Origin of the sequence: Methylobacterium variabile, from assembly GCF_001043975.1 — a bacterium.
In the GTDB taxonomy this organism is placed as follows: Bacteria; Pseudomonadota; Alphaproteobacteria; order Rhizobiales; family Beijerinckiaceae; genus Methylobacterium; species Methylobacterium variabile.
The window spans coordinates 1-23,624 of sequence record NZ_LABY01000114.1; the positions used below are offsets into that span (position 1 = coordinate 1).

Below are 23,624 nucleotides of genomic sequence, written 5' to 3' on the forward strand. Positions count from 1 at the left end.
CCGCCTCGAGGCGGCGGGCCATCCGGGCGGGCGGGGGAACCTCGACACCTTCCTGGTCGCCCTCGGCGAGGACCGGGGCGCCGGGGCCGTGGCGATGGTGCTCGCCGGCACCGGCAGCGACGGCACCCTCGGCGTCACCGCGATCAAGGAAGCGGGAGGCCTGACCCTGGCCGAGCCCCACGGCGAGGAGGGCACGGCCGCCAGCACCGCCGCGGCGCTGGCCGACCACGTCGTGGCGCCCGAGCAGATGGCGGACCGGATCCTCGCCTACGCCCGGCACCTCGAACGGGGGCTCGACGCCGCCCGGGACACGGGGACCGAGGCCGACGGCGAGTTCCTGATCCGCATCGCCACGATCCTGCGCAACAAGACCGGTCACGACTTCCACGGCTACAAGCAGAACACCTTCCTGCGCCGCGTCCACCGGCGGATGCAGGTGGTGCAGGTCGACACCGTGGAGGCTTATGTCGAGGTCCTGCGCGGCGACCCGGACGAGGTGCAGAACCTGTTCAACGACCTGCTGATCGGGGTGACGCAGTTCTTCCGCGACCAGCGCGAGTTCGAGCTGCTCGAGGCCGAGGTCGTGCCGCGGCTGTTCGCTGGCAAGGGCTCGGGCGACCAAGTCCGGGTCTGGGTGCTCGGCTGCGCCACCGGCGAGGAGGCCTACTCGATCGGCATCCTGCTGCGCGAGCACATGGCCAAGCTCGACGTGGTGCCGCAGGTGCAGATCTTCGCCACCGACATCGACGGGCGGGCGCTGGCGGCCGCGCGGGTCGGGCGCTACACCGAGGCGGTGGCGCGCCAGGTCCGGCCCGACCGGCTCGGACGCTGGTTCGTCAAGGAAGGCTCGACCTACTGCATCGTCAAGGAGCTGCGGGAGATGTGCATCTTCTCGCAGCACAACGTGATCAAGGACGCCCCGTTCTCGCGCCTCGACCTCGTCTCCTGCCGCAACCTCCTGATCTACCTCAATGGCGAATTGCAGAACCGGGTCATCCCGCTGTTCCACTTCGCCCTGCGGCCGGGCGGCTTCCTGTTCCTGGGCAATTCCGAGAACGTCACCCGGCACGCCAAGCTGTTCACCCCCGTCGACCGCCGCTACCGCATCTTCCGCCGCCTCGAGAGCGCCACCCGGATCCTGCCCGAGTTCCCGCTGACGGTCGCGGCGGAACGGCGCCAGGCGGAGGGCGGCGGCCTGCTCCGGCCGCGGGCGATCGAGGGCAGCCTCGCGCGGCGCGCCGAGCAGGTGGCCGAGCGCTACGCCCCGGCCTACGTGGTGGTCGACGAGGCCTACGACGTCCTGCACTTCTCCGGCCGCACCGGGCGCTACATCGACCCGGCCACGGGAGCGGCGAGCCTCAACCTGCTCAACCTCGTCCACCGCGACCTGCGCATCGACCTGCGCGCCGCGCTCCTGAAGGCGGCGGCGGAGCACCGCACCGTCAAGGCCGAGCGCACTGCCATGGGCACGGACGGCGAGCGGCGCCTCGTCACCATGGTGGTCGAGCCGGTGCCGGGCTCCGAGAACCCGCCGAGCTTCGTCATCCTGTTCCAGGAGGGCGAGGCGGTGGAGGGCGAGAGCGGCGAGGAGCCGACCCCGTCCTTCCTGCGCGACGAGCACGTGCAGCGCCTGGAGAGCGAGCTGCGCCTGACCCGCGAGCGCCTCCAGGCCACGATCGAGGAGCTGGAGAGCACCAACGAGGAGCTGAAATCCTCCAACGAGGAATACCAGTCGATCAACGAGGAGCTGCAATCCGCCAACGAGGAGCTGGAGACCTCGAAGGAGGAGCTGCAATCCGTCAACGAGGAGCTGCAGACCGTCAACGGCGAGCTCGGCCACCGGGTCAACGACCTCGGGCGGGCCAACAGCGACCTCAAGAACCTGCTCGAGAGCACCCAGATCGCCACGGTGTTTCTCGACAACGAGTTCCGGGTGAAGAACTTCACCCCGGCGGTGACCGATATCTTCCACCTGATCGATGCCGACCTCGGCCGGCCGATCATCCACATCACGGCGCGCATCAGCTACCCGGAGCTGCCCGAGGACGTGCGCAAGGTGCTGCGCACGCTCGGCACCATCGAGCGCGAGGTCGGCAACCCGGAGACCGGCTCGCGCTACCTCGCCCGGGTGCTGCCCTACCGCTCGATCGACAACTTCATCGCCGGCGTGGTCATCACGTTCCTGGACATCACCGCGACGGCCCGGGCCGAGCGGGCCCTGCGCGAGAGCCAGGAGCGCTTCCGCCGGATGGAGCGCATCGTCCCGGCCTTCCTGTTCACCGCCGACGCCGAGCTCAACTGGCTCTACGTCAACCCGCGCTTCTACGAGCATACCGGCCTTGAGGACGGCAAGGCGCTCGGCCTCGGCTGGCTGACGGTGGTGCATCCGGACGACGTGGAGGAGAACCGGCGCCGCTGGCAGCGGGCGGTGGCCCACCGCGAGACCTTCGAGCACGAGTTCCGCATCCGGGCCGCCGCCGGCACCTACCGCTGGTTCACCGCCCGGGCCGAGGCGATGGCCGATCCGGACGGCGGCGGCGTCACCTGGTTCGGCTCTTGCACCGACAGCCACGAGCGGCGGATGGCCGAGGACCGCCAGCGGCTGCTGCTCACCGAGCTGCAGCACCGGGTGAAGAACATCCTGGCGGTGGTGCGCTCGGTGGCCAACCGCACCGCGGAGGGCACGACCACGCTCACCGACTTCGTCATGCACTTCGACGGCCGGCTCGGGGCGCTCGCCCGCACCCAGAACATCCTGACCCGCAGCCCCGACGCCGCCACCGACCTCGCCGAGCTGATCGGCGAGGAGGTGCTCTCCCACGCGGTCCGGGACGGCGGGCAGGTGACCCTCACGGGTCCCGAGGTGCGCCTGCCGCAGAAGACCGCCGAGACCCTCGGCCTGGTGCTGCACGAGCTCGCCACCAACGCGATCAAGTACGGGGCCCTCGCCCGGCCGGAAGGCGGGATCACCATCACCTGGCGCCTCTACGGCAACGGTGCCGACCGGCGCCTGCTGCTCGAGTGGCAGGAGAGCGGCGTCACCCTGCTGCCGACCGCGCCGGGCCGCCGCGGCTTCGGCCGCGAGCTGATCGAGCAGGGGCTGGTCTACGAGTTCGGCGCCGCGACCGCCCTGGAATACCGCCCGGGCGGCGTGCGCTGCGTCATCGAGCTGCCGCTCCGGGACCCGCGCGGACCCGGCGGCCAGCCCGCGGAGGCCGTCGATGTCGGTTGAGCCCCTCGCCCGCGCGACAGCGCCGCCGGACGCGGTCCTGCGCCGCCTGTCGGGCTACGCCCCGCTCGCGCCCGAGGACGAGGCGCTGCTGCGCCAGGTCACCGCCCATCCGGCGCTGGTGCCGGCCCGCACCGAGCTCGTGCGGGACGGCGAGGCCGCGCCGCGCCCGCAGGTGCTGGTGGAGGGCTGGGCCTGCCGGCAGCGGCTCCTCGCCGACGGGCGCCGCCAGATCGTCGTCGTGCTGCTGCCGGGCGACCCGATCGGCTTCACGAGGCGCCGGCGCCCGATGCCCTTCGGCTCCGTCACGACCCTGACCCAGGCCCAGGTGAGCGAGGCCGGCCTCCTGCGCGACAGCGCCCGCGACAGCGCCCGCGGAGCACCCGGAGAGCCGCCCGGCCGCGAGACCGGCCTGGCGGCGGCCCTCCGGGAGGCGTGGGAGATGGAGGAGATCTGGCTCGTCAACCAGGTGGTGCGCCTCGGGCGCCAGACCGCCTACGAGCGCGTCGCCCACTTCCTGCTCGAGCTGCGCGAGCGGCTGGCGGCGGTGGGCCGGGTGCAGGACAACCGCTTCACGTTCCCGATCACCCAGGAGGTCCTGGCCGACGCCCTGGGCTTGAGCGTGGTCCACATGAACCGCACGATGCAGCAGCTGCGCCGGGACGGCCTGATCGAGCAGCGCGCCACCGCGATCACCCTGCGCGACGTGCCCGCCCTCGTCTCGGTCGCGGATTACGTCAGCACCCACGCGGCCTGAAAGCCGCCCCAGGGCAGCCGTCCTCCCCGCAACAATCAACTCGGGCGGCGGTTCTTCACATAAGTGATGGATCGGGGCGCGAAATCGAAGCAACCTCACAACTGTTGCGGCAATTCTTGCCCGACCGTCCCTGTTGGCCCGGTCTCGACCGGGTGGACGACCATCAGGGATGTTGCTGAGGCCCCCAAGTCGACTTAGCCGCCCTGCTCGCTCCCGCCGGCAGGGCCTTTTTTTGCGCGCTAGACCCCGCTCGGCACGAGACCTCTCCCCGGCACGAGGCTCCGCCCGCGCCGGCCGCACCACGGGCGACGATGCCGCGTTGCCACCGGCCCGGATCCTTCCCATCCTGCCCCCTCCCCGTCTGCGCCGCCGTCGCGGCGGAGCGGGTTCGGCATCTCGTTTCGGGCGTCCTTGTCGGATGGGCAGCGAGGAGGGATCGGGCGTGGAGGATTACCGGGCCGAATTGCTGCGCCAGGTCCGCCTCGGCGACATCGCCACCGGCGAGGCGGCGGGCGCCTGCCTGCCGGGGCTTCTGCGCCGCTTGCGCCACCACGAGGCGCGGGCGGGCGCCGCCCCGCTCTTCCTTCGCCCCTACCATCTCTGGCGCCGCAACAGCCTGCGCCGCCAGGTGGCCGACGCGCGCTGGCACGTCGAGCAGGGCCGCGCCGCCCGGATGGGGGACTTGGCCTCGCGGCGCTGAACGGCGCTCGCGCCCCGCTCAGGTCATCGGTCCGCCGCAGGTCCTCGTCGCAGGACCGGCAGCCACTTCTTGCCAGGCCCGCTCAGGCGCAGCTCTCGGCGATCAGGCGGCGCACGAAGGCCGCGCACTCGGCCAGCTCCGCCGTCTCGACGTACTCGTCGGCCTTGTGGGCGCGGGCGATGTCGCCGGGGCCGATCACCACCGACGGGATATCGCCGAGGGTCTGAAAGAGGCCGGCCTCGGTGCCATACGAGACCTTGGCATGGCCGTTGCGGCCGGCGAGGCGCTTGGCCAAGGTGACGAGGGGTGCGTCGGGGGAGACGTCGAGGCCCGGGTAGTCGATCACCGGCTCGACCGTGATGCCGCAACCGGGGTCGCGCGCCTGCATCTCCGGCACCAGGGCGTCGCGGGCGTAGGCGAGGACCGCGTCGGCGAGGCCGCGCGGGTCGTCCGCCGCGATCGCCCGGAACTCGAACCCGACGGTGCAGCGGTCGGGCACGATGTTGAGCGCCGTACCGCCCTGCACCAGGGCGGTGAGCCCGGTCGTGTGGGGCACGTCGTAGAGGTCGTCGCGGGCCCCGTCGCGGGCGAGCCCCTCGGCGGTCAGCCGCACCCGCTCGATGAAGCGGGCCGCGTACTCGACGGCGTTGACCCCCGTCGGCGCCAGCGCCGAGTGGCAGGCCCGGCCCCGGAAGGTGACCTTGGCGCCATACTTGCCCTTGTGGCCGATCACCACCGCCATGCCGGTCGGCTCGCCGACGAAGCAGCCCAGCGGCGCGACGCCCCGCTCGCGCAGGTGAGCGATGAGCGGCCGGACGCCGAGGCAGCCGACCTCCTCGTCGTAGGAGACCGCGAGGTGCAGCGGGCGGGCGAGCGGGGCTGCCGCCATCTCGGGCAGGAGCGCGAGGCAGACCGCCAGGAAGCCCTTCATGTCCGACGTGCCGCGGCCGTAGAGGCGGCCGTCGACCTCGGTCAGCCGGAAGGGATCGTGCGTCCAGTCCTGCCCCTCCACCGGCACCACGTCGCTGTGGCCGGAGAGCACGTAGCCCGGCCGGTCGGACGGCCCGACGGTGATCCACAGGGCCGCCTTCTGCCCGGTCTCGTCCACGATCCGCTCGACCGCGGCGCCGTGCCGGCGGCAGAACGCCTCGACGAAGCCGACGAGGGGCAGGTTGCTGGCGGAGCTGACCGTCTCGAAGCCCACGAGGGTGGCGAGGAGCTCCTTGGGATCGGGGCGGGTATCAGGGGACGTCATGGGAAGCGTGCGAGGCCTGACGGGAGGGGTGCGGGGCCGAGAGGCCCCGGGGCGGCGGACTTGCAGGGTCGATGCCACCGCGCGACGGCGGACGGCTTCCCTTATGCCGCGTTCCGGCGGCGGCGGACAGCCGGCGGGGCGCCCTTTCAGCCCGGCGCCCGCGCGTGGCGCTACGCCGCCAGGTCGAGGAAGTGCCGGCCGTCCCGGTCGTCGATCTCGATGATCCAGAGGTCGGAATCGAAGCGGATCTCCCGGGCGAGCCGGGCCTCGACGTCGGGCGGCAGGGCCTCGTGCATGAGGGTCTCGAAGCGGCGGCCGCCCGCGTCGTCCTCCTCGAACAGGGCCTGGGGCGCCGGGCCGTAGAGGTCGGCCCGCCCGTCGAGGCGGTCGACCTTGACGAAGATCGCGCCCGCCTCCGGCGCGCCACGCCGGCGCTGCACCGCGCTCACCCCCTCGACCGCGCAGCGGCGCAGGTGGGCGGCGACCCAGAAATCGGAGCGCAGGCGTGCCATCGGGCGGAGGGTCCTCGAGAAGTCCGTCGTCCTGGCGCCTCATAGGACAGCGCCCGATCGCGGGGCAATCGGGCGCTGCGTCGAGGTTTCGCCGTGACCGCGCCGGCGCGTGGCCCGCGGCGCGGCTACGCGGCCTGTCCGGCCCCGCCGTCGAGTTCGGCCACGTCAGCCCGCTCGCGCCAGTCCTCGACGCCGTGCTGGCGGGCGAAGCGCAGGGCGGCGGCCCGCACCGCCCGCTCCGGATCGCGGGCGCGGGTGATCTCCACGGTCCCGACGGTGAACGGAACCCCGAGGATCTGCTTGGCGAACAGCACGCGGTACTGCGACATCGTCCGTCTCCCTAGGCGATGGATCGCGTCGACGACGGAATGGTGAACCGCTCAGGGTTCCCGAGGTGACCTCGCCGCGGCCATCGGCCAGGGCCGGGTGCAGAGCGCCTTGGGGTGGCGCATCGCACACGAGGGAACCGATCGACCGCGATCGGAGGAATGGTAGCGGCGCGTCTCGCGCCGGGGCAAGCCGGCATTTCGTGCTGTCCCGCTCCTCCATGTGGCGATGATCGCTCCGAGCGGAAGGCGCCTCACGGGCGTGTGATCGAGGAGCGGACGACGGCGCGGCCGCGGGCTGCGGCATGACCGCAGGGCGGGGCCGCCGTGCGGGCCGGAGCCGTGCGGCTCGGCGAAAACCCGCTATCTCGTGCCGCGACACCGCCGGACAGCGCTCACGCAGGACGCGCCCATGCCCCCTCTCTCCGCGGCGACCCGCCTGAGCCTCAGCCTGATCGCCGGCGGGGCGGTCGCCAACATCTACTACAACCAGCCGCTGCTCGGCCTGCTGGTCCAGGCCTTCGGCCACGACGCCTCGGTACTGGTGCCGACCGCGACGCTCGCCGGCTACGGCCTCGGCATCCTGGGCCTGGTGCCGCTCGGTGACGCCGTGCCGCGGCGCAGCCTGATCGTCGGCCAGCTCCTGCTGCTCGCCGCCGTGCTGGTGCTGGCGGCGTTCAGCGCCAGCCTGGCCGTCCTGGTGCTGGCGAGCTTCCTGATCGGGGTCCTGTCGACCGCGGCCCAGCAGGCGGTGCCGTTCGCCGCCGAGCTGGCACCGGACGCCGTGCGGGGCCGGATGGTCGGCCAGGTGATGACCGGCCTGCTCCTCGGCATCCTGCTCGCCCGCACGCTGAGCGGCTTTCTGGGCGCCTGGGCCGGCTGGCGGGCGGTCTTCGCCGGCGCGGCCGGGCTCGCGGTGGCGCTGGCCGGCCTCGCCTGGCTCAGCCTGCCGCGGACGCCGCCCGCCGCGCGCCTCGGCTACGGCGCGCTCCTCGCCTCGCTCCTCGAGCTGGTGCGCCGGGAGCCGGTGCTGCGCCGGGCCGCCCTGGCGCAGGCGCTGCTGTTCGCCGCCTTCAACGCGTTCTGGACGACGCTCGCGCTCCTCGTCGAGGCGCCGCCCTTCGGGCTCGATCCCGCCGGGGCCGGCCTGTTCGGCCTGATCGGGGCGGCCGGCGCCCTCTGCGCCCCGATGGCCGGGCGCTTCGCCGACACCCGCAGCCCGCGGCCGGTGCTGGTCGGCGGAGCCCTGCTGACGCTCGCCGCCTTCGCGGTGTTCGGCCTGCTCGGCGGCCGCTCGCTGGTGGCGCTGGCGGTCGGGGTGCTGCTCATCGACATCGGCATCAACACCGCGCTGATCGCCAACCAGACCCGGGTCTACGCGCTGGCCCCCGGGGCGCGCGGGCGGATCAACACCGTGTTCTTCACCGCGATCTTCGCCGGCGGGGCGCTCGGCGCCTCGGTCGGAACCCGGGCCTTCGCGCTCGGCGGCTGGCCGGCCCTGTGCGGGGTGGGCGGCGCCTTCGCAGCGGCCGCCCTGCTGGTGCCCCTGCTGGAACCCCGGGCCGGCCCTAGATCCTGACGACCCGCCACCAGCCGAGCCCGCTCCTGTCCCGCCTCCTCGACATCGACACGATCTACCTCGAGCCCGCCGTCGAGGACCATGCCCGCGGCCGGGAGATCCTCGGGCGTTTTCCGGACGCGCGGCGGATCCCGGTCGCGTCGCACTGGAACATCCCGGATCTGCACGGCAATGCCGGCTCGGTCGAGGACTGGGTGCGGATCAAGCGCTCGACCCTGGTGCTCGGCGTCAAGAAGGGCCTGGCCTCGCGGCCGAACGGCCGCAGCGCCCACTTCATCGCGCCGTCGAGCTCCAACGGCTGCGCCATGGCCTGCGCCTACTGCTACGTGCCGCGCCGCAAGGGCTACGCCAACCCGATCACCCTGTTCGTCAACACGGAAGGCATCGGCCGGGCCATCACCCGCCACGCCGCGGCGCAGGGCCCCCTCCCCGCTCCCGACCAGATCGACGACCGGTACTGGGTCTACGACATCGGCGAGAACGGCGACCTCTCGGTCGATGCGCTCGCCTGCGACAGCGTGCGCGACCTCGTCGGGCTCTTTCGCGCTATCCCGAACGCCAAGGCCTCGTTCGCCACCAAGTTCGTCAACCGCGACCTGCTCGCCTACGCGCCCGAGGCCAAGACCCGGATCCGCTTCTCGCTGATGCCCGAGCGCGTCGCGCGGGTGGTGGACGTGCGCACCTCGGGAATGCCGGAGCGGATCGCCGCGATCGACGACTTCGTGGCGGCGGGCTACGAGGTCCACGCCAACTTCTCGCCGGTGATCCTGTACGAGGGCTGGGAGGAGGATTGGCGGACGCTGTTTCGCGCCCTCGATGCCGGCCTCAAGCCGGCCGCGAAGGCGCAGCTCAAGGCCGAGATCATCTTCCTCACCCACAACGCCGCCCTGCACGACGTGAACCTGCGCTGGCACCCGAAGGCCGAGGCACTGCTCTGGCGCCCCGACATCCAGGAGACGAAGCGCTCCGAGGGCGGGATGGAGAACCTGCGCTACCGCACCGGCTGGAAGGGCCGCTGGCTGTCCCGGTTCAAGGCGCTGCTCGCGGAGGAGCTGCCGTATTGCGGCGTGCGCTACGCGTTCTGATCCGCCGGCGTCCGTTCGGTCCTGCCCGGCGGGCCGTCCTCGCGCCGCCGGGGGACCTTGGCCGGGCTCGCCCGACTCAGTGCGTCCAGGGCGCGGTGCGGTTGTACTTGAAGTTGTCCGAGTAGGAGATGCCCCTGCGCAGGGGCTGGTGCGGCTCCTCGACCCGGTAGGCCAGGCCCTCGCGGGTGGCGTAGGCGATCGCCTCTTCCTTGGTGTCGAACTCGAGGCGCACCTGCTGCAGCATGTCGGAGGACGAGGTCCAGCCCATCAGCGGCTCGGTCTCCCGCGGGCTCGTCTGCTCGAACTCCAGCGTCCACTGCTTGGTCCGGGCGAGGCCGGACTGGGTCGGGTCCTTGGCAGGGCGGAAGATGCGGGCGGTCGACATCGCGGGCTCTGATCCGTGGGTGGATGGTCGGGGCGGCCGGATTCGAACCAGCGACCCTCTGGTCCCAAACCAGATGCGCTACCAGACTGCGCTACGCCCCGACGCGTGCACGTGCCCCCGGTTCCTAGTGAAAATCCCGGAAAGGTGCAAGCCGACGGTCGAGCTGGGGCTCGGCCGCGAGCTGAGCCGCAGCATGCGCCAGGCCGACCTGCGCCACCTGCAGATCATCGCCTCACGGCGCCGCGGCGCGACGCGCGGCATCGGCTCGCCTTGTGGGCCTGGGCACGGCTGGGTAAGGCCCGGGATCCCGCATCCGGGCCTGCGCCTCGCGGGTCCGCCAGAGACGTTGAAGGCAATGATCGGCAAGCTGAAGGGCGTGGTGGATTCCTACGGCGAGGACTTCGTCATCCTCGACGTCCACGGCGTCGGCTACGTGGTGCATTGCTCGGCTCGCACGCTCCAGCGCCTGCCCAGCCCCGGCGAGGCGGCGGAGCTCGCCATCGAGACCCACGTGCGCGAGGACATGATCCGCCTCTACGGCTTCCGGGCCGACGCGGAGCGCGAGTGGTTCCGCCTGCTCCAGACTGTGCAGGGCGTCGGCACCCGAGTCGCGCTCGGCGTGCTCTCGGCGCTGGAGCCGGGCGACCTCGCCACCGCCATCGCCACCGGCGACAAGGGCGCGGTCGCCCGCGCGCCCGGCGTCGGCCCGCGCCTCGCCGCCCGGCTCGTCGCCGAGCTGAAGGACAAGGCGCCGGCCTTCTCCCCCGTCGACCCGGCCCTGATCCAGCTCACCGGGGCGGTGGAGGCCAACACCGCGCCCCAGCCGGTGGCCGACGCGATCTCGGCGCTGGTCAATCTCGGCTACCCGCAGGTCCAGGCCTCGGCGGCGGTGGCCGCGGCGCTCAAGGGCGCCGGCGAGGGTGCGGCCGGGATGGAGGCGAAGACGCTGATCCGCCTCGGCTTGCGTGAACTGGCCCGGTGACGCTCAAGCCTCGAAGTCGAACATCGCCGCTTGGCTGGCCGCCTGGCCCGTCTTCGCGGTGCTGCCGCTCGCCCCGTAGCCGCTCGCCTGCGCCTGGGTCTGTGCGTCCTGCAGCTGCTTGAGGAAGCTCGAGAGCAGGTCGCTGGCGCTCGTGGCGGAGGCGCCCGTCGCGCCCGTCGCGGCGGCATCGCCGGACGGCGGCGGCCCGGGAGGCGGGCCGCCGGGACTGCCCTGCCCTCCGCCCTTCTGCGACGACAGGAGGCTCTTGAGCGTCGTGGCCTGCTCGCTCGTCAGGGTCCCCTTGTCGACCTCGGCGCCGATGAGGTCGTCCATCCGGCCCTTCGCCTGCGACGGGTCGAGGCGCGCCCTGCCGCCCGTGCCCGACGCACCGGACATCGCCGCGTCGATGTCCTGGACCGCGCTCGAGAGCGCGTCGGCGTCGGTGGCGCTGAGGGCACCGGATTGCTGCTGCGCCGAGATGCGGTCGAGGAGGCGCTGCTTGGGTGAGCTCACCTGCTGCGCGGCGGCGCTGGATGCGGAGACGGCTGTCATCGGGGGACCTCGCGGTGGCGGGGGCGCGTCGTCGGCCCCGGCGCGAACCAGCCTGCGGTCGCCGCTGCTTAAGAGATCTTGCGCGCGGGCGGGACATGCGTTTCCGCCTGTTGCGCCGCACCATGCCGCAACGGCCGGTTACAACGTCGCCCGATGTTTCGCCGATCCGGGCGTCAGGCGGCCTGCGCCGCGGGCTGGCGCGGCACCGCGCCGGCGGCCCGCGGCAGCTCGAGGCGGACGCAGAGCCCGCGGGGCTTCCGGTTCTCGAGGGTGAACACGCCGCCGTGCGACTGGGCGATGGCGCTCGCGATCGACAGGCCGAGGCCGAACCCGCCGGCCTCGTTGAGGGTGCGGGCGCGGTCGCCGCGCACGAAGGGCTGGAGCATCAGGGCGCGCTCCTCCTCGGGGATGCCCGGGCCCTCGTCCAGGATCTCGACCGCGACGCGACTCGGTCCCGCCTCGACCAGGCGCACGGTGGCCCCGCCGGCGTACTTCACGGCGTTGTCGATCAGGTTGGTGAGCGCCCGCTGCAACTCGCCGGCCGAGCCCCGCACCAGGGCGGGGCGCAGGTCCTCCGCCCGCACCGCCTCGCCGATATCGGCGAAGCCGTCGCAGACGGTCTGCACCACCGAGGCGAGGTCGACGAGGCCGAGCCCCTCGCGGGACTGGCCATCGCGCACGAAGGACAGGGCCGCCTCGACCAGGGCGTTCATCTGGTCGAGGTCGCGCAGGAACTGCCGGCGCAGCCCCTCGTCCTCGAGGAACTCCGCCCGCAGGCGCAGGCGGGTGATCGGGGTGCGCAGGTCGTGGCTGATCGCCGCCAGCATGTGGGTGCGGTCGTCGATCAGGCGCAGCACCCGGTCGCGCATCCGCCCGAGCGCCCGGGACACCGCCAGCACCTCCTCGGGGCCGCGCTGCGGCAGCGGCCGCGGCTCGGTGGCGGTGCCGAAGGCCTCGGCGGCCTCGGCGAGGCGGGCGAGGGGCGCGGTGAGGGCCCTCGTCGCCCAGATCGACAGGAGCGTGAGCGAGAGGGCGAGGAAGACCAGGGTGATGAGCACCGCGCTGGTGAGCGGCGGGTGGGCCAGCGGCAGGGGCGGCAGGTCGGCGGAAAGCTGCAGGGCGCCCGGCCCGGCGATCCGCAGATGCACGGCGCCTCCGGGGGTGTGCTCCGCCGCGACGCCGTAGCCCGGGCCGAGGGCGGCCAGCAGGCCGGTGATCTCCGGCACGTCGTTGCTCGACGCGGCGGGCGCGTCCGGGGCGTCGGACGGCAGCAGGGTCAGGTGGAGGGCCGAGGCGCTGTGGCGCGCCGCCGCCACCATGTCGGCCCGGTCCTCCGCCGGGGCCGCCGCCACCATGTGGACGACGGTGACGAGGCGGTTGGCGAGCGCGCTCGGCCGCTCGTCGGAGCGGCGCAGCTCCGGCCGCAGCAGCACGAAGGCCACGGTCACGACCACGTGGGTCACCACGATGGCGGCGACCACCAGGAGGGCGAGCTGCCCGGCGATGCGTCCCGGCAGAAGCCCCCGCCCGTTCATGTCGAGATCACCTCCGGGGTGAACAGGTAGCCGCCGGACCGGATGGTCTTGATCATCTCGGGGTTGCGGGGATCGCGCTCGATCTTCTGGCGGATGCGGCTCACCAGCACGTCGATGCTGCGCTCGAACGGCCCCGGGGCGCGCCCCTGGGTCAGGTCGAGGAGCTGGTCGCGGGAGAGCACGCGGCCCGGGCGCAGGCACATCGCGTGCAGGAGGTCGAACTCGGCGCCGGTGAGCGCCACCTGGGCGCCGTCCGGGTTGAGGAGCTGGCGCAGGCCCGCATCGAGCACGAAGCCCGCGAAGGCGTGGCGGCGCACCCCCTCGTCGTCGCGGCCCTGGGCAGATGCGCCGCGGCGCAGGATCGCCCGGATGCGGGCGAGCAGCTCGCGGGGATTGAAGGGCTTGGCGAGGTAGTCGTCGGCCCCGATCTCGAGGCCCACGATCCGGTCGATCTCCTCGCCCTTGGCGGTGAGCATCAGGATCGGCACGCCCGAGGCGGCGCGCAGGCGCCGGCAGATCGACAGCCCGTCCTCGCCGGGCAGCATCAGGTCGAGCACGATCAGGTCGACCCGGGAATCGGCCAGGAGCCGGTCCATCTCGCGTCCGTCGCCGGCGATCGAGACCCGGCAATCGTTGCCGCGCAGGTAGCGGGCGACCAGCGTGCTGATCTCGCGATCGTCCTCGACGATCAGGATGTGCGGTGTCGTGCTCACGGTTCCGCCTTATGCCGCAGACTGGGTTTTGCTTGAAGCCGCCAAAGTGCATCCGTGTGTTGCTGGCGTCCCGGCGCGACATCGTCGCGCAACGCGCCGACGGGCACGACACCGTCGCGCACGCCTCGGACCGCTGCGCCGGCCGCCCCGCCCGGGCGGCGCCCGGCTCCGCGATGGTGCCGCATTTTGCGGCCATGCGAAGCCCGGACCGGGGCCCATTCGGCCGAGAAATGCACTACGTCTGTGCGCCGGGACCAGCCCCGGAGGATTCCCATGCAGCAGAATCGCCTGTTCGACGACTTCGCCCGCCTGATGACCGACGCGGCCGGCGCGGCCCAGGGCGTGCGCCGCGAGGCCGAGACCATGGTCAAGGCGCAGATCGAGCGCATGCTGCGGGACATGGACGTGGCCACCCGCGAGGAGGTGGAGGTGCTGCGCGACCTCGTGGCGTCCCTGCGCGCCCAGAACGACGCCCTCGCGGCCCGGGTCGCGGCGCTGGAGGCCAAGCCCACCGAGACCAAGCCTGCCGAGACCAAGCCCGCCGACGTCAAGTCCGCGGAGTCCAAGCCGGCCTCGAAGCCCAAGGGCGCGGGAACGGGCGGCACCGCGACGGCCTGATCGCCGCCCGCGGGCCGGTGCACGGGCCGTCGCGCTTGTGCACAGGAAGCTTCGGTGGATAGCCGGCGGCGTGCCGCCGGCCCCGCGGCTTTCCGCTTTGAGTCCCTGGACTCGCCCGGGCTATAGTGGGTCACGCACTGATTCGCAGCCAGCCAGGGGGAAGACAAGTCGGCGCTTAAGCTTATCGCCTGCACGCCTGACCGTGCTCGGGTCGCGATCTGCCTTGAAGACGACACGCCGCCGCGTCCGCTGACGCTGCTGTTTCCCGCTCGGACGAGCCAAACTTGGATCGCCATGACCCAGCTCAACATCGACGACCTGACCCGCGCCGAGCATCCGCTCGATGTCGTCGAACGCCTCGCCTCCCTTCGGGACTGGATCTTCGATCGCGCCGAGACCGACGAGATGTCGGTGGCCGTGGCCGGCCAGTGGGCCGAGTACCACGTCGCCTTCACCTGGATCGAGGACGTGGAGGCCCTCCACGTCGCCTCCGCCTTCGACCTGAAGGTGCCGGAACGGCGGCGCAACGAGGTGCTGCGGCTCGTCTCCCTGGTGAACGAGCAGCTCTGGGTCGGCCATTTCGACCTCTGGAACAGCGAGCACGTGGTGATGTTCCGCCACGCGCTCCTGCTCACCGGCGGCGCCGAGCCGACGCACGGCCAGTGCGAGACGATGCTCAAGACCGCGGTCGAGGCCTGCGAGCGTTACTTCCAGGCGTTCCAGTTCGTGATCTGGGCCGGCAAGACCGCCCGGGAGGCCCTCGACGCCGTGCTGTTCGAGACCGAGGGCGAGGCGTGAGCGATCCGGCTTCGGCCCGGGCGCACCTGCCGGCCTCGCTGATCCTGGTCGGCGCCGGCAAGATGGGCGGGGCGCTGCTGGAAGGCTGGCTCGCCGACGGGCTTCCGGGCGAGCGCGTCGCGGTGATCGACCCCAACCCCGCGCCTGCCATGGCGGCCCTGTGCGCCGCGCACGGCGTCGCCCTCAACCCGGCGGCGCCGGGCGAGCCCGAGGCCCTGGTGCTGGCGATCAAGCCGCAGGGCCTCGAGGCGGCCGCCGCCGCGGCGGCGGCGCTCGCCGGGCCCGGCACCCTCGTGGTCTCGGTGCTCGCCGGCAAGACGATCGCGAACCTGAGGGAGCGCCTGCCGCGGGCCCGCGCGGTGGTTCGGGCGATGCCGAACCTGCCGGCGAGCATCCGCCGCGGCGCGACCGGGGCGGCGGCCTCGCCGGAGACGAGCGAGCACCAGCGCCGGGTGGCGCACGCGCTGCTCGCCGGCGTCGGGCTCGTCGAGTGGCTCGACGGCGAGGAGCTGATCGACGCCGTGACGGCGGTCTCGGGCTCCGGCCCGGCCTACGTCTTCCTCCTGGCCGAGACCCTCGCGGCGGCCGGCATCGCCGCCGGGCTGCCCGCCGAGGTCGCGGCGCGGCTCGCCCGCCAGACCGTGGCGGGAGCGGGCGAGCTCCTGGGGCAGAGCCCCGAGGAGCCCGGGACGTTGCGGCAGAACGTCACCTCGCCGGGAGGCACGACCGCGGCGGCCCTTGCCGTGCTGATGGCTGAGGACGGCCTGGCCCTCCTGATGCGGGACGCGGTGGCGGCGGCCCGGCGTCGGGCCGAGGAACTGGCGGGCTGAGACGTCGGCCCTGCGGGTCGGGGCATCGCGGAGCGGACCCGCCCGGACGCGTCGCCGCGGGCCCCTGCCCGTGGGCTTCGGCGTTCCCTAGATAGGCGGTGACGGCGGCACGACCGGGCCTGGCAATCCCGGCGAGCGCGCCCTTCAGTCCGCCCACGGTATCGGAGCGCCCCATGGCCCGCACCCCCCAGACGCCCGGCGAGCAGAACGGCGCCGGCGACCCGCCGGATGCCCCCCGCCTGCCGCCGCGGGAGGCGATCGTCGAGGCGCTGATGCGCCTCGCCGCCGAGCAGCCCTGGAACGACATCGAGATCACCGACATCGCCCGCGAGGCCGGCGTCAGCCTGGCCGAGTTCCGCGACGTCTATCCGTCTAAGGGCGCGGTGCTCGGCGGCTTCTCGCGCATGATCGACAAGCAGGTGCTGGAGGGCGCGAGCGACGACCTCGCCGAGGAGCCGACCCGCGAGCGGCTGTTCGACGTGCTGATGCGCCGCCTCGACGCGATGGACCCCTACAAGCCGGCCCTGCGCCGCATCGCCTTCGCACTGCGCGGCGACCCGCTGTCGCTGGCCGCGCTCAACCAGGTGGCGCTCAACTCCCAGCGCTTCATGCTGGCCTCGGCGGGGATCAGCACCGAGGGGCCCCTCGGCCGCCTGAAGCTCCAGGGCGTGGTGATCGCCTTCGCCCGCACGATGGAGACCTGGCTCGAGGACGACGACCCGGCGCTCGCCCGCACCATGGCGCGCCTCGACCGCGAGATCCGCAACGGCGAGCGCCTCATGGAGCGCGCCGAGGACGTGCGCCGCCTGACCGCGCCGTTCCGGGCCCTGGCCCAGTCCCTCGCCGAGGGCGGGCGCCGTCGGCGCCGGCGCGACTCGCGCAACGAGGACGACGGCAATCCCCTCGGCGGCGACCCGGCGGCGGCGATCTGACGCCGCGGCGGAGTACCGAGGCCACGGACTGTCCCCGGCTTTTCGAGCGATTCCAGGGTGACCGGGCGTCGCCGGCAGTCTAGCCTGCGCGGAGAATTGTCTCCGCGCCGTGACGGTGGCGCGACCTTTGGGAATGTCTCGGATGATCGACCTGTCCGCCCGCGCTCCAGCGAAGATCACCCGCGTCGAGCAGCCGCGCTACACCGCCCTCTCCCAGGCCCTGCACTGGCTCACCGTCGCGCTGGTGCTGGCAGTCCTGCCCCTCGCCTGGGTGGCGGTGAGCCTGCCGGCGAGCCCGAGCAAGGGCTTCTTCTTCCAGATGCACAAGTCGGTCGGCCTGACGATCCTCGTCATCGTCGCCATCCGCATCCTGTGGCGCGCCTGGAATCCGGCGCCGCCGGAAGTCTACGTGCCGCGGGGCCTGGCGATCCTCGGCCGGATCAACCACTGGCTGCTCTACCTCGTCTTCCTGCTGATGCCGGTGAGCGGCTTCGTGATGTCGGCCGCCGCCGGCAGCACGACACAATATTTCTACCTCTTCCCGATCCCGCCCTTCATGGAGAAGAACAAGGCGGTGTCCGACCTCGCCGACCAGATCCATCTCGTCGGCCAGTACGCGGTCTACGCCCTGGTCGCGCTCCACGTGCTGGCGACCGCCTGGCACCTGATCGTGCGCCGGGACGGCCTGCTCGACCGGATGCTGCCGCGCCAGGACGTGTGAGCGCCGGGAGCCCGCGCCCTTGCGCGACCACCTCTACCTGCTGGCGCCCGACTTCGCCGACCCGGCCTATCCGGGCCGGCGCTTCTACTGCTGGCACTGCGCCCTGCTGGAGGGCGTGCTCGCGGGATTTCCGGCTCTCGCTGCGCGCCTCGACGTGACGCGCCTGCCCTGGCCGCGGCCGCGGCAGGCGCTCATCGAGCGCGTCGGCGCGGCGCACCAGTCGCTGCCGCTGCTGGTGCTCGCCCCCGACGCCCCGGACGCCCTCGCCACCGGCCGCCACGGTGCGGTCCGCTTCGTCGACGACAAGGACGCGATCCTGCGGGCGCTGCACGCGCGGCACGGCTTTCCGGAGCAGCATCCGTAGCTGCATGGTCCCGGGACGTGGCGTGACGGGTCGAGCCTGTAGCGTTCGGGCACATCGGTCCAGGCCTGCGAGCCGCAAAGGCAGCCTGACGCTGTGGCACCGGAAGGCGCGACGAGCCGCGTCACCACCAATCTGGTGACCGACCGTCTCCGTCACACCGCCGGATCGAACGACCGCCGGCCCTCACTTCATGTTGGCGTCGAAGACCCTGTCGAACTCGCCCGAGGCCTTGGTCAGGTGCAGCCACTGGTCGACGTAGGCCTTGAACACCGTGTCGCCGCGCGGCAGCAGGAAGCCCATCTCGCCGTATTGCAGGGGCCTGTCGGGGTTCACCGCGCACAGGCCGGGATGCAGCTTCTCCTGGAGCTTCACCTCGACCGACTCCGCGACCATGACGTCGGCGCGGCCTTGGGCGATCTCCTGCCAGATGACGCGGTTGTCCGGGAAGAGCTGGATCTGCGCCTTGGCGAGGTTGGCGCGGGCGAACCGCTCGTTCGTGCCGCCGGGGTTCACGACGACGCGGGTCGAGGGCTGGTTGATGGCGTCCGTCGTCTGGTACTTGGAGACGTCGTCGCACCGGACGATGGGCGCCTTGCCATTCACGAGGTACATCTCGCTGAAGAAGGCCTCGCGCTGGCGCGGCAGCGTGACCGAGATGCCGCTCATCGCGATGTCGCACTTTGCCTTGAAGTCGGCGAGCAGGTTCGACCACTTGGTCTGGATGAAGACGGCCTCGGCGTCGAGCGACTTGGCGAGCGAGCGGCCGAGATCGATGTCGATGCCGACGAAGTCGTTGGCGCCGTCGGGGCGGTACGAGAAGGGACGGTAGTCGCCCGTCGTGCAGACGTTCAGGACCTTGCGTTCGATGACCTGGTCGAGGCGCGAAGGTTCATCCGCGGCGAGAGCTTGCGTCGACGCGAGCGCCAGCATCGCGCCCGCCACCCACCGCGACATCATCGAACCCCCGTCCATGAAACTCGCTCCAAACCCAACACGACGCCGAGGACGGCAGCGTAGGGACGCAGGTGGATATCGTCCAGCTTTTCGGGCTGGCGCCGTCCGCGGATCCGATGCTCGGCGAAAGCCGCGGCGATCTCCGCCGAGCATCGGGGATGCCGAACGGGCAGGCCCGGATCACGCGCACGGCCGGGTGTCGGCGCGAGGGTCCTCGCGCACGCTCGCTCCGGTGCGGCCTTCGTCGGCTCCCGACCTACGGAGCGTGGGCCCCGTCCACCACCCCGCCGATCAGGTTGCGCCCGAGCAGGAACTCGGCGCTGAAATCGGTGCGGATCAGCGGCTCCATCGGCACCGGCCCGGCCAGCGCCTCGGCCTCGGCCCGGCGGGCCGCCACCGCCTCGGCGCGGTCGACCGCCCGGAAGCGCAGGCGCGTGCCGCCCTGCGCCTGGGCCAGCCGCCCGAGATCGGGGCCGATCACGGTGGCGATCTTCGGGTAGCCGCCGGTGGACTGGCGGTCGGCCATCAGGATGATCGGCCAGCCCTCCCCCGGCACCTGGATCGCCCCCATGGCGATGCCGTCCGAGACGATGTTGTAGCCCTTGGCATGGGTGAGCGGCGTGCCGTCGAGGAAGCAGGCCATCCGGTCGCCCTTGGTGGTCACCGTCCAGGGCCCCGCCAGGAAGGCGGCGATCTGCTCAGGAGCGAAGAAGTCGTCCTGGGGGCCGAGGACCACCCGGATCTCCTCTGGCGGCCGGGCGAGCCAGGGCGCCACCAGGGCGTGGGGCTCGGCGGGGCCGGGGCGGGCATCGACCACCGCCAGCCGGTCGCCGGACCGGAGCGCCCGGCCGTCGAGGCCGCCGAAGCCGGAGCGGGTGTGGGTCGCGGTCGAGCCGAGGGTGGGCTCGAGGTCGAGGCGGCCCGCCACCGCGAGATAGGCCCAGGCCCCGGCCCGGCCGGCCCGCACGTGGAGGCTGCTGCCGGGCATCAGCGTCAGCGCGCAGGCCGGCGGCAGGGGCGCACCGTCGAGGCTGATCCGGAACTCGCCGCCCACCAGCGCCACGCCGAGGGGCCCGCCCTCGGCCGTCACCTCGACGCCGCCGAGCGACACTTCGAGGGCCGTGGCGCCCGCGGGATTGCCGAGCGCCCGGTTGGCGGTGGCGTGGGCGAGCGGGTCCATCGGGCCGGCGGCGGTGATGCCGTAGCGCAGGTAGCCGTGGCGGCCCCCGTCCTGGAGGGTCACGCCGGGGCCGGCGGACAGGATGCTGAGACGCGGTGTCATGCGGCCTCCCGGCGCTGGGCGACGACCTCGCCGGAGGCGGCGCGATCCTCGAGGGCCGCGAAGGTGGCGGCGTCCACCGCCTCGAACCGCAGGGTGTCGCCGACGGCGACCGGGAACGGCTCGGGCCGGTGCGGCGCGTAGAGCCGCTCCGGGGTGCGGCCGACGACGTACCAGCCGGTCGGCATCGGGAAGGTGCCGACCGCCGCGAGGCCGCCGCCGATCAGGAGGGCGTTGGCCGGGTGCGGCGGGCGCGGCGTGGCGCGGCGCGACACCGCGAGTTCCTGCGGCAGGCCGCCGAGATAGGCGAAGCCCGGGGCGAAGCCGTACATGTAGACCCGGTACTCGGCCCCCGCGTGCAGGGCGGCGACGCGCTCGATCGTGAGCCCCGTCGCCTGCGCCACCGCGGCGATGTCCTCGGCGCAGGCGGGATCGTAGCAGCAGGGCAGCGTCCACACGGCCGCGCCGGCCCGCGCCGCGGCCGGCCGGGCGGCGAGCGCCCGCACCCGCCCGGCAAGGTCGTCCCGGTCGAGCACCAGGGGGTCGTAGTGGATCATCAGCGAGCGGTAGGTCGGGACCGTCTCGCGCAGGCCGGGCGGCGGCTCGGCCCGGAGCGCGTCGTCGAGGGCGAGCACCCGGTCGTGGATGGCCGGATCGACGGTGGTGCCGAACTCCGCCACCAGGGCGGCCTCGCCGGCATCGAGGAGGCGGGGGCTCTCCATCGCCGATCAGGCCCGGAAGGGGGCGAGGCGCACGCCGGCACCCTCGAGCCGCGCCCGCACGGCCCGGGCGGTGGCGACGGCGTGGGCGGAGTCGCCGTGGACGCAGACCGAGCGGATCGGCGTCGGCAGGCGCCGGCCGCTCGCCGCGATGATCGCCCCCTCCTGCACCATGGCGAGCACCCGGTCGGCGGCCTCGGCCGCGTCGGTGATCATCGCGCCGGGCTGGCCGCGGGGGATCAGGAACCCGGCCTCGGTGTAGCCGCGGTCGGCGAAGATCTCCTGATGCACGTCGAGGCCCTGCGCCTCGCCGGCGGCCACCTGGGCGGTGAGAGCGATGGCGAGCAGCGACAGGGACGGGTCGACCGCCTTGACGGCCTTGGCAATGGCGTCCGCCACCTCCCGCTCCACCGCCGCTAGGTTGGCGAGCGCCCCGTGCGCCTTGACGTAGGTGAGGCGGTGTCCCGCATAGGCGGCGAGCCCCGCCGCGGCACCGACCTGGTAGGCGATCAGGCGCTCGACCTCGCCGGGGGTGAAGGGCAGCACCCGGCGGCCGAAGCCCCACAGGTCCGGGTAGCCCGGATGGGCGCCGACCGCGACGCCGCGCTCCCGCGCGATGGCGAAGGCCCGGGCCATGATCTCCGGGTCGCCGGCGTGCAGGCCGCAGGCGACGTTGGCCGAGGTCACCACCTCCAGCATCGCGGCATCGTCGCCGCAGCGGTAATCGCCGAAGCCCTCGCCAAGGTCCGAATTGAGGTCGATGGACAGCATGGCGGGTACTCCGGGGCGGCAGATGCGGACGCCTGTTTCCTGGCATCGCCCCGATGCTCCTGCAACCCTCGGGCCGCGCCGGCCCGGGTTGCTCCCGGCGCTCCCTCGGTAGGCGCCGAGCCGCCTGCCGGAGGGGAGCACCTGACGCTCCATATCCCCAGGCGGGGCGGGCCCGCACAATCTTGAAAACACCAAATCGGTGTTTTACGTTAGGGAATGACCAGGGCCCACCCGTTCCCTGCCACCCTGACCTACCGGCTCCTGCCGGATGCGGACGACCTCTCGGCGGTCCGCGCCCTCCTCGACGCCTATCGCCGCATCCCCGCGATCCTGGACAGGATCCGGCTGGAGCACGGGCTCGGGGCCGATGTCGTGGCCCTGACGGCGCTGGGCTACCGGCCGGTGCGGGACGAGACCAGCCTGCCTGCCAGGCTCGTGACGCTCGGGATACGCGATTTCGCACAGGCAAGCGGCCTCGATCCGGCGACGATCACGGCGATGCCGCTCGACGACAAGCTGTTCTCGGTGAAGGGCCCCTCGGTGATCGCCCTGACGACGCTCACCGGCCGCCGCACCATGCCCTACCGCGTCCAGGGCTATGGCGGCCCCTGGCGCGGGTCCTCGAGCGCCCGGCTCGTCGTCGCCGCCGACGCGCTGACCATCCAGGCCGGCGTCACCGTTCCGCAGGAGACCCAGACCATGCCGGAGACCATCCTCACCCGCGTCGGCCGCATCATCGGCGGCCTCTCGAACGCCGCGCTCGACGCGGTCGAGGACCGCAACGGCCTCGCGATCGCGCAGCAGGCCCTGCGCGAGATCGACGAGGTGATCGAGGAGGCGCGGCGCGACCTCGGCAAGGTCAGGGCGGAGGAGCATCGCCTCGCCGCCCGGCGCGGCCAGCTCGAGGCCGAGCTGACGGCGCTGCCGGACAAGCTCCAGACGGCCCTGACGAGCGGGCGCGAGGACCTCGCCCGGGCCGGCATCGCCCGGCAGATCGACCTGGAGAGCCAGATCGAGGCGATTGATTCGAGCCTCGCGAGCGTGGCCGAGCGGCACGACGCGGCGTCGAAGGCGGTGCAGGCGGCCCTCGCGGCGCGGCGCGACGCCGAGCACCGCATCAGCCTGCTCAGCAAGCCCCAGGGCCGCGGCGGCGATCCGCTCGCCGGCTACGACGACGATGCGGCCCGCGCGGGCAAGCTGGAGCGCTCGCTGCGCGCCATCGACCGCGCCACCGGCACCGCCGCGGCGACCGCGGAGGCGGGCGTCGAGGATCTCGACCGGCTGCACCGCGACCACGTCATCGCGCAGCGGCTCGCGGCGCTCAAGCAGGGGCGGCCGTCGTGAGCGCCTTCGCCGCCCCGGCCCTGTTTCCCTTCACGCTCGCCGCCCTGGTGATGGTCGGGCTGGTGCTGGTGGAAGGCATCTCGCTGGTGATCGGCCACTCGTTGTCCGACCTCGTCGACGGGCTGCTCGGGCAGGAGGGCGGCGCCGGCCATGGTGGCCCGGAGACCGGGGCCGAGGCGTCGAGCGCGCTCTCGCCGGCCTCCTGGCTGTCCTGGCTCAATGTCGGGCGGGTGCCGTTCCTGATCCTGCTGATCGTCGCCCTCGCCGTCTTCGCGCTGATCGGCTTCGCCCTCCAGGCCGCCGCGAGCGCCGTGCTCGGGCCGCTGCCGGGCGCAGGTGCCGTCTGTCTTGCGCTCGCCGTCACCGTGCCGGTGCTGCGCCAATCGTCGCGGACCATCGCCAGGGTGATCCCGCGAGACGAGAGCTACGCCATCACCGCCGACGACCTGATCGGCACGACGGCCGAGGTCACGCTCGGGCCGCTCGATGCCGGCCTGCCGGGCCAGGTCCGCGCCGTGGACCGGTACGGCAACGCGCATTTCCTGCGCGCCCGCGCCGCGCCCGACGCGCCCGCCATGGCCCGGGGCGAGCGCGTGCTGCTCGTCGACCGCGCCGAGGCCGTGTTCCTCGCGGTGCCGGCCGGCCCCGACCTCTGATCCGCGCCTCGCCAACCAAGGGATCCCC

The 23,624-nt window shown here is 73.1% G+C and carries 25 protein-coding genes and 1 tRNA gene; 14 read left to right on the forward strand and 12 right to left on the reverse strand.

All coding sequences use genetic code 11. The features are described 5' to 3' along the window. The 3 genes from VQ02_RS16990 to VQ02_RS17000 all read left to right on the forward strand — a co-directional run. Positions 1–3,232, forward strand: a 3,232-nt coding sequence (locus VQ02_RS16990; protein WP_048445389.1) for a CheR family methyltransferase, incomplete at its 5' end; no start/stop codon positions are given. Further along, positions 3,222–3,986, forward strand: a complete 765-nt coding sequence (locus tag VQ02_RS16995) for a Crp/Fnr family transcriptional regulator (RefSeq protein WP_048445390.1) — start codon at positions 3,222–3,224, stop codon at positions 3,984–3,986. The genes VQ02_RS16990 and VQ02_RS16995, both read left to right, overlap by 11 nt. Before the next feature lie 442 nt (positions 3,987–4,428). Beyond that, complete coding sequence (locus tag VQ02_RS17000) at positions 4,429–4,686, forward strand: hypothetical protein (protein ID WP_048445420.1); 258 nt, start codon at positions 4,429–4,431, stop codon at positions 4,684–4,686. 82 nt (positions 4,687–4,768) lie between these two features. Here the strand turns inward: VQ02_RS17000 and argE are convergent, their stop codons facing one another. The 3 genes from argE to VQ02_RS17015 all read right to left on the reverse strand — a co-directional run bounded on the left by argE (position 4,769) and on the right by VQ02_RS17015 (position 6,782). Beyond that, a complete protein-coding gene (gene argE / locus VQ02_RS17005; protein WP_048445391.1) occupies positions 4,769–5,941 on the reverse strand; it encodes an acetylornithine deacetylase in 1,173 nt (390 codons plus the stop codon). A gap of 170 nt (positions 5,942–6,111) precedes the next feature. Further along, entirely contained in the window at positions 6,112–6,453 is a 342-nt protein-coding gene (locus tag VQ02_RS17010; RefSeq protein WP_048445392.1) for a DUF1491 family protein, read from the reverse strand. 125 nt (positions 6,454–6,578) lie between these two features. Then, entirely contained in the window at positions 6,579–6,782 is a 204-nt protein-coding gene (locus VQ02_RS17015; protein ID WP_048445393.1) for a hypothetical protein, read from the reverse strand. Between the two features lie 409 nt (positions 6,783–7,191). On the opposite strand from VQ02_RS17015, the gene VQ02_RS17020 reads away from it, so the two are divergent. Continuing rightward, positions 7,192–8,358 (forward strand): MFS transporter, encoded by a 1,167-nt coding sequence (locus VQ02_RS17020; protein WP_048445394.1) that lies wholly within the window; start codon positions 7,192–7,194, stop codon positions 8,356–8,358. A gap of 26 nt (positions 8,359–8,384) precedes the next feature. Further along, entirely contained in the window at positions 8,385–9,443 is a 1,059-nt protein-coding gene (locus VQ02_RS17025) for a spore photoproduct lyase family protein (protein ID WP_048445395.1), read from the forward strand. A 76-nt stretch (positions 9,444–9,519) separates the two neighbouring features. Here the strand turns inward: VQ02_RS17025 and VQ02_RS17030 are convergent, their stop codons facing one another. Both VQ02_RS17030 and VQ02_RS17035 read right to left on the reverse strand, forming a co-directional pair. After that, entirely contained in the window at positions 9,520–9,828 is a 309-nt protein-coding gene (locus VQ02_RS17030; protein ID WP_048445396.1) for an ETC complex I subunit, read from the reverse strand. A gap of 24 nt (positions 9,829–9,852) precedes the next feature. After that, positions 9,853–9,929 (reverse strand) — tRNA-Pro (locus tag VQ02_RS17035). Positions 9,930–10,021: 92 nt separating this feature from the next. Here VQ02_RS17035 and ruvA point away from each other — a divergent pair. Continuing rightward, complete coding sequence (gene ruvA / locus VQ02_RS17040; protein WP_083469271.1) at positions 10,022–10,810, forward strand: Holliday junction branch migration protein RuvA; 789 nt, start codon at positions 10,022–10,024, stop codon at positions 10,808–10,810. A gap of 3 nt (positions 10,811–10,813) precedes the next feature. Here the strand turns inward: ruvA and VQ02_RS17045 are convergent, their stop codons facing one another. The 3 genes from VQ02_RS17045 to VQ02_RS17055 all read right to left on the reverse strand — a co-directional run bounded on the left by VQ02_RS17045 (position 10,814) and on the right by VQ02_RS17055 (position 13,610). Next, on the reverse strand, positions 10,814–11,362 hold the full coding sequence (locus tag VQ02_RS17045) for a hypothetical protein (protein WP_048445398.1): 549 nt from the start codon (positions 11,360–11,362) through the stop codon (positions 10,814–10,816). A gap of 173 nt (positions 11,363–11,535) precedes the next feature. Then, positions 11,536–12,897, reverse strand: a complete 1,362-nt coding sequence (locus VQ02_RS17050) for an ATP-binding protein (protein ID WP_048445399.1) — start codon at positions 12,895–12,897, stop codon at positions 11,536–11,538. Further along, the gene (locus VQ02_RS17055; protein ID WP_048445400.1) at positions 12,894–13,610 is read right to left on the reverse strand and encodes a response regulator; all 717 of its coding nucleotides are present in this window, start codon (positions 13,608–13,610) and stop codon (positions 12,894–12,896) included. Before VQ02_RS17055 ends, VQ02_RS17050 begins: the two co-directional genes overlap by 4 nt. Before the next feature lie 273 nt (positions 13,611–13,883). On the opposite strand from VQ02_RS17055, the gene VQ02_RS17060 reads away from it, so the two are divergent. From VQ02_RS17060 to VQ02_RS17085, 6 genes are all read left to right on the forward strand, one after another. Next, the gene (locus VQ02_RS17060; RefSeq protein ID WP_048445401.1) at positions 13,884–14,228 is read left to right on the forward strand and encodes an accessory factor UbiK family protein; all 345 of its coding nucleotides are present in this window, start codon (positions 13,884–13,886) and stop codon (positions 14,226–14,228) included. Positions 14,229–14,522: 294 nt separating this feature from the next. Then, entirely contained in the window at positions 14,523–15,026 is a 504-nt protein-coding gene (locus tag VQ02_RS17065) for a type III secretion system chaperone family protein (RefSeq protein ID WP_048445402.1), read from the forward strand. After that, complete coding sequence (gene proC / locus VQ02_RS17070) at positions 15,023–15,856, forward strand: pyrroline-5-carboxylate reductase (RefSeq protein WP_048445403.1); 834 nt, start codon at positions 15,023–15,025, stop codon at positions 15,854–15,856. The genes VQ02_RS17065 and proC overlap by 4 nt, the downstream gene beginning before the upstream one ends. A 173-nt stretch (positions 15,857–16,029) precedes the next feature. Continuing rightward, positions 16,030–16,788: a TetR family transcriptional regulator gene (locus tag VQ02_RS17075; RefSeq protein ID WP_048445404.1), complete on the forward strand. Its 759-nt coding sequence runs from the start codon at positions 16,030–16,032 to the stop codon at positions 16,786–16,788. Positions 16,789–16,930: 142 nt separating this feature from the next. Continuing rightward, on the forward strand, positions 16,931–17,509 hold the full coding sequence (locus tag VQ02_RS17080) for a cytochrome b (RefSeq protein WP_048445405.1): 579 nt from the start codon (positions 16,931–16,933) through the stop codon (positions 17,507–17,509). A gap of 19 nt (positions 17,510–17,528) precedes the next feature. Beyond that, a complete protein-coding gene (locus VQ02_RS17085; RefSeq protein ID WP_048445406.1) occupies positions 17,529–17,873 on the forward strand; it encodes a DUF3088 domain-containing protein in 345 nt (114 codons plus the stop codon). Positions 17,874–18,056: 183 nt separating this feature from the next. Here the strand turns inward: VQ02_RS17085 and VQ02_RS17090 are convergent, their stop codons facing one another. From VQ02_RS17090 to VQ02_RS17105, 4 genes are all read right to left on the reverse strand, one after another. Then, positions 18,057–18,845: a transporter substrate-binding domain-containing protein gene (locus VQ02_RS17090; protein WP_048445407.1), complete on the reverse strand. Its 789-nt coding sequence runs from the start codon at positions 18,843–18,845 to the stop codon at positions 18,057–18,059. Between the two features lie 238 nt (positions 18,846–19,083). Next, positions 19,084–20,109 carry a 5-oxoprolinase subunit C family protein gene (locus tag VQ02_RS17095; RefSeq protein WP_048445408.1) on the reverse strand — a complete coding sequence of 342 codons (1,026 nt, stop codon included), beginning with the start codon at positions 20,107–20,109 and terminating at the stop codon, positions 19,084–19,086. Further along, positions 20,106–20,828, reverse strand: coding sequence for a 5-oxoprolinase subunit B family protein (locus VQ02_RS17100; RefSeq protein WP_048445409.1), 723 nt, complete (start codon positions 20,826–20,828; stop codon positions 20,106–20,108). Before VQ02_RS17100 ends, VQ02_RS17095 begins: the two co-directional genes overlap by 4 nt. 6 nt (positions 20,829–20,834) lie before the next feature. After that, positions 20,835–21,596, reverse strand: a complete 762-nt coding sequence (locus VQ02_RS17105) for a LamB/YcsF family protein (RefSeq protein ID WP_048445410.1) — start codon at positions 21,594–21,596, stop codon at positions 20,835–20,837. A 216-nt stretch (positions 21,597–21,812) separates the two neighbouring features. Here VQ02_RS17105 and VQ02_RS17110 point away from each other — a divergent pair, with 216 nt between their 5' ends. Together VQ02_RS17110 and VQ02_RS17115 are read left to right on the forward strand one after the other, a co-directional pair. Further along, entirely contained in the window at positions 21,813–22,940 is a 1,128-nt protein-coding gene (locus VQ02_RS17110; RefSeq protein ID WP_048445411.1) for a PspA/IM30 family protein, read from the forward strand. Continuing rightward, positions 22,937–23,596, forward strand: coding sequence for an OB-fold-containig protein (locus VQ02_RS17115; RefSeq protein ID WP_048445412.1), 660 nt, complete (start codon positions 22,937–22,939; stop codon positions 23,594–23,596). Before VQ02_RS17110 ends, VQ02_RS17115 begins: the two co-directional genes overlap by 4 nt. The last annotated feature ends 28 nt before the right edge of the window (positions 23,597–23,624 follow it).

Coding starts and splice junctions, on each gene's coding strand:
- VQ02_RS17030 (WP_048445396.1), bottom strand. CDS start 9,828: ATGTCGACCGCCCGCATCTTCCGCCCTGCCAAGGACCCGACCCAGTCC.
- VQ02_RS17065 (WP_048445402.1), top strand. CDS start 14,523: ATGACCCAGCTCAACATCGACGACCTGACCCGCGCCGAGCATCCGCTC.
- VQ02_RS17105 (WP_048445410.1), bottom strand. CDS start 21,596: ATGCTGTCCATCGACCTCAATTCGGACCTTGGCGAGGGCTTCGGCGAT.
- VQ02_RS17020 (WP_048445394.1), top strand. CDS start 7,192: ATGCCCCCTCTCTCCGCGGCGACCCGCCTGAGCCTCAGCCTGATCGCC.
- VQ02_RS17010 (WP_048445392.1), bottom strand. CDS start 6,453: ATGGCACGCCTGCGCTCCGATTTCTGGGTCGCCGCCCACCTGCGCCGC.
- ruvA (WP_083469271.1), top strand. CDS start 10,022: ATGCGCCAGGCCGACCTGCGCCACCTGCAGATCATCGCCTCACGGCGC.
- argE (WP_048445391.1), bottom strand. CDS start 5,941: ATGACGTCCCCTGATACCCGCCCCGATCCCAAGGAGCTCCTCGCCACC.
- VQ02_RS17080 (WP_048445405.1), top strand. CDS start 16,931: ATGATCGACCTGTCCGCCCGCGCTCCAGCGAAGATCACCCGCGTCGAG.
- VQ02_RS17015 (WP_048445393.1), bottom strand. CDS start 6,782: ATGTCGCAGTACCGCGTGCTGTTCGCCAAGCAGATCCTCGGGGTTCCG.
- VQ02_RS17050 (WP_048445399.1), bottom strand. CDS start 12,897: ATGAACGGGCGGGGGCTTCTGCCGGGACGCATCGCCGGGCAGCTCGCC.
- VQ02_RS16995 (WP_048445390.1), top strand. CDS start 3,222: ATGTCGGTTGAGCCCCTCGCCCGCGCGACAGCGCCGCCGGACGCGGTC.
- VQ02_RS17060 (WP_048445401.1), top strand. CDS start 13,884: ATGCAGCAGAATCGCCTGTTCGACGACTTCGCCCGCCTGATGACCGAC.
- VQ02_RS17075 (WP_048445404.1), top strand. CDS start 16,030: ATGGCCCGCACCCCCCAGACGCCCGGCGAGCAGAACGGCGCCGGCGAC.
- VQ02_RS17100 (WP_048445409.1), bottom strand. CDS start 20,828: ATGGAGAGCCCCCGCCTCCTCGATGCCGGCGAGGCCGCCCTGGTGGCG.
- VQ02_RS17095 (WP_048445408.1), bottom strand. CDS start 20,109: ATGACACCGCGTCTCAGCATCCTGTCCGCCGGCCCCGGCGTGACCCTC.
- VQ02_RS17110 (WP_048445411.1), top strand. CDS start 21,813: ATGACCAGGGCCCACCCGTTCCCTGCCACCCTGACCTACCGGCTCCTG.
- VQ02_RS17045 (WP_048445398.1), bottom strand. CDS start 11,362: ATGACAGCCGTCTCCGCATCCAGCGCCGCCGCGCAGCAGGTGAGCTCA.
- VQ02_RS17090 (WP_048445407.1), bottom strand. CDS start 18,845: ATGGACGGGGGTTCGATGATGTCGCGGTGGGTGGCGGGCGCGATGCTG.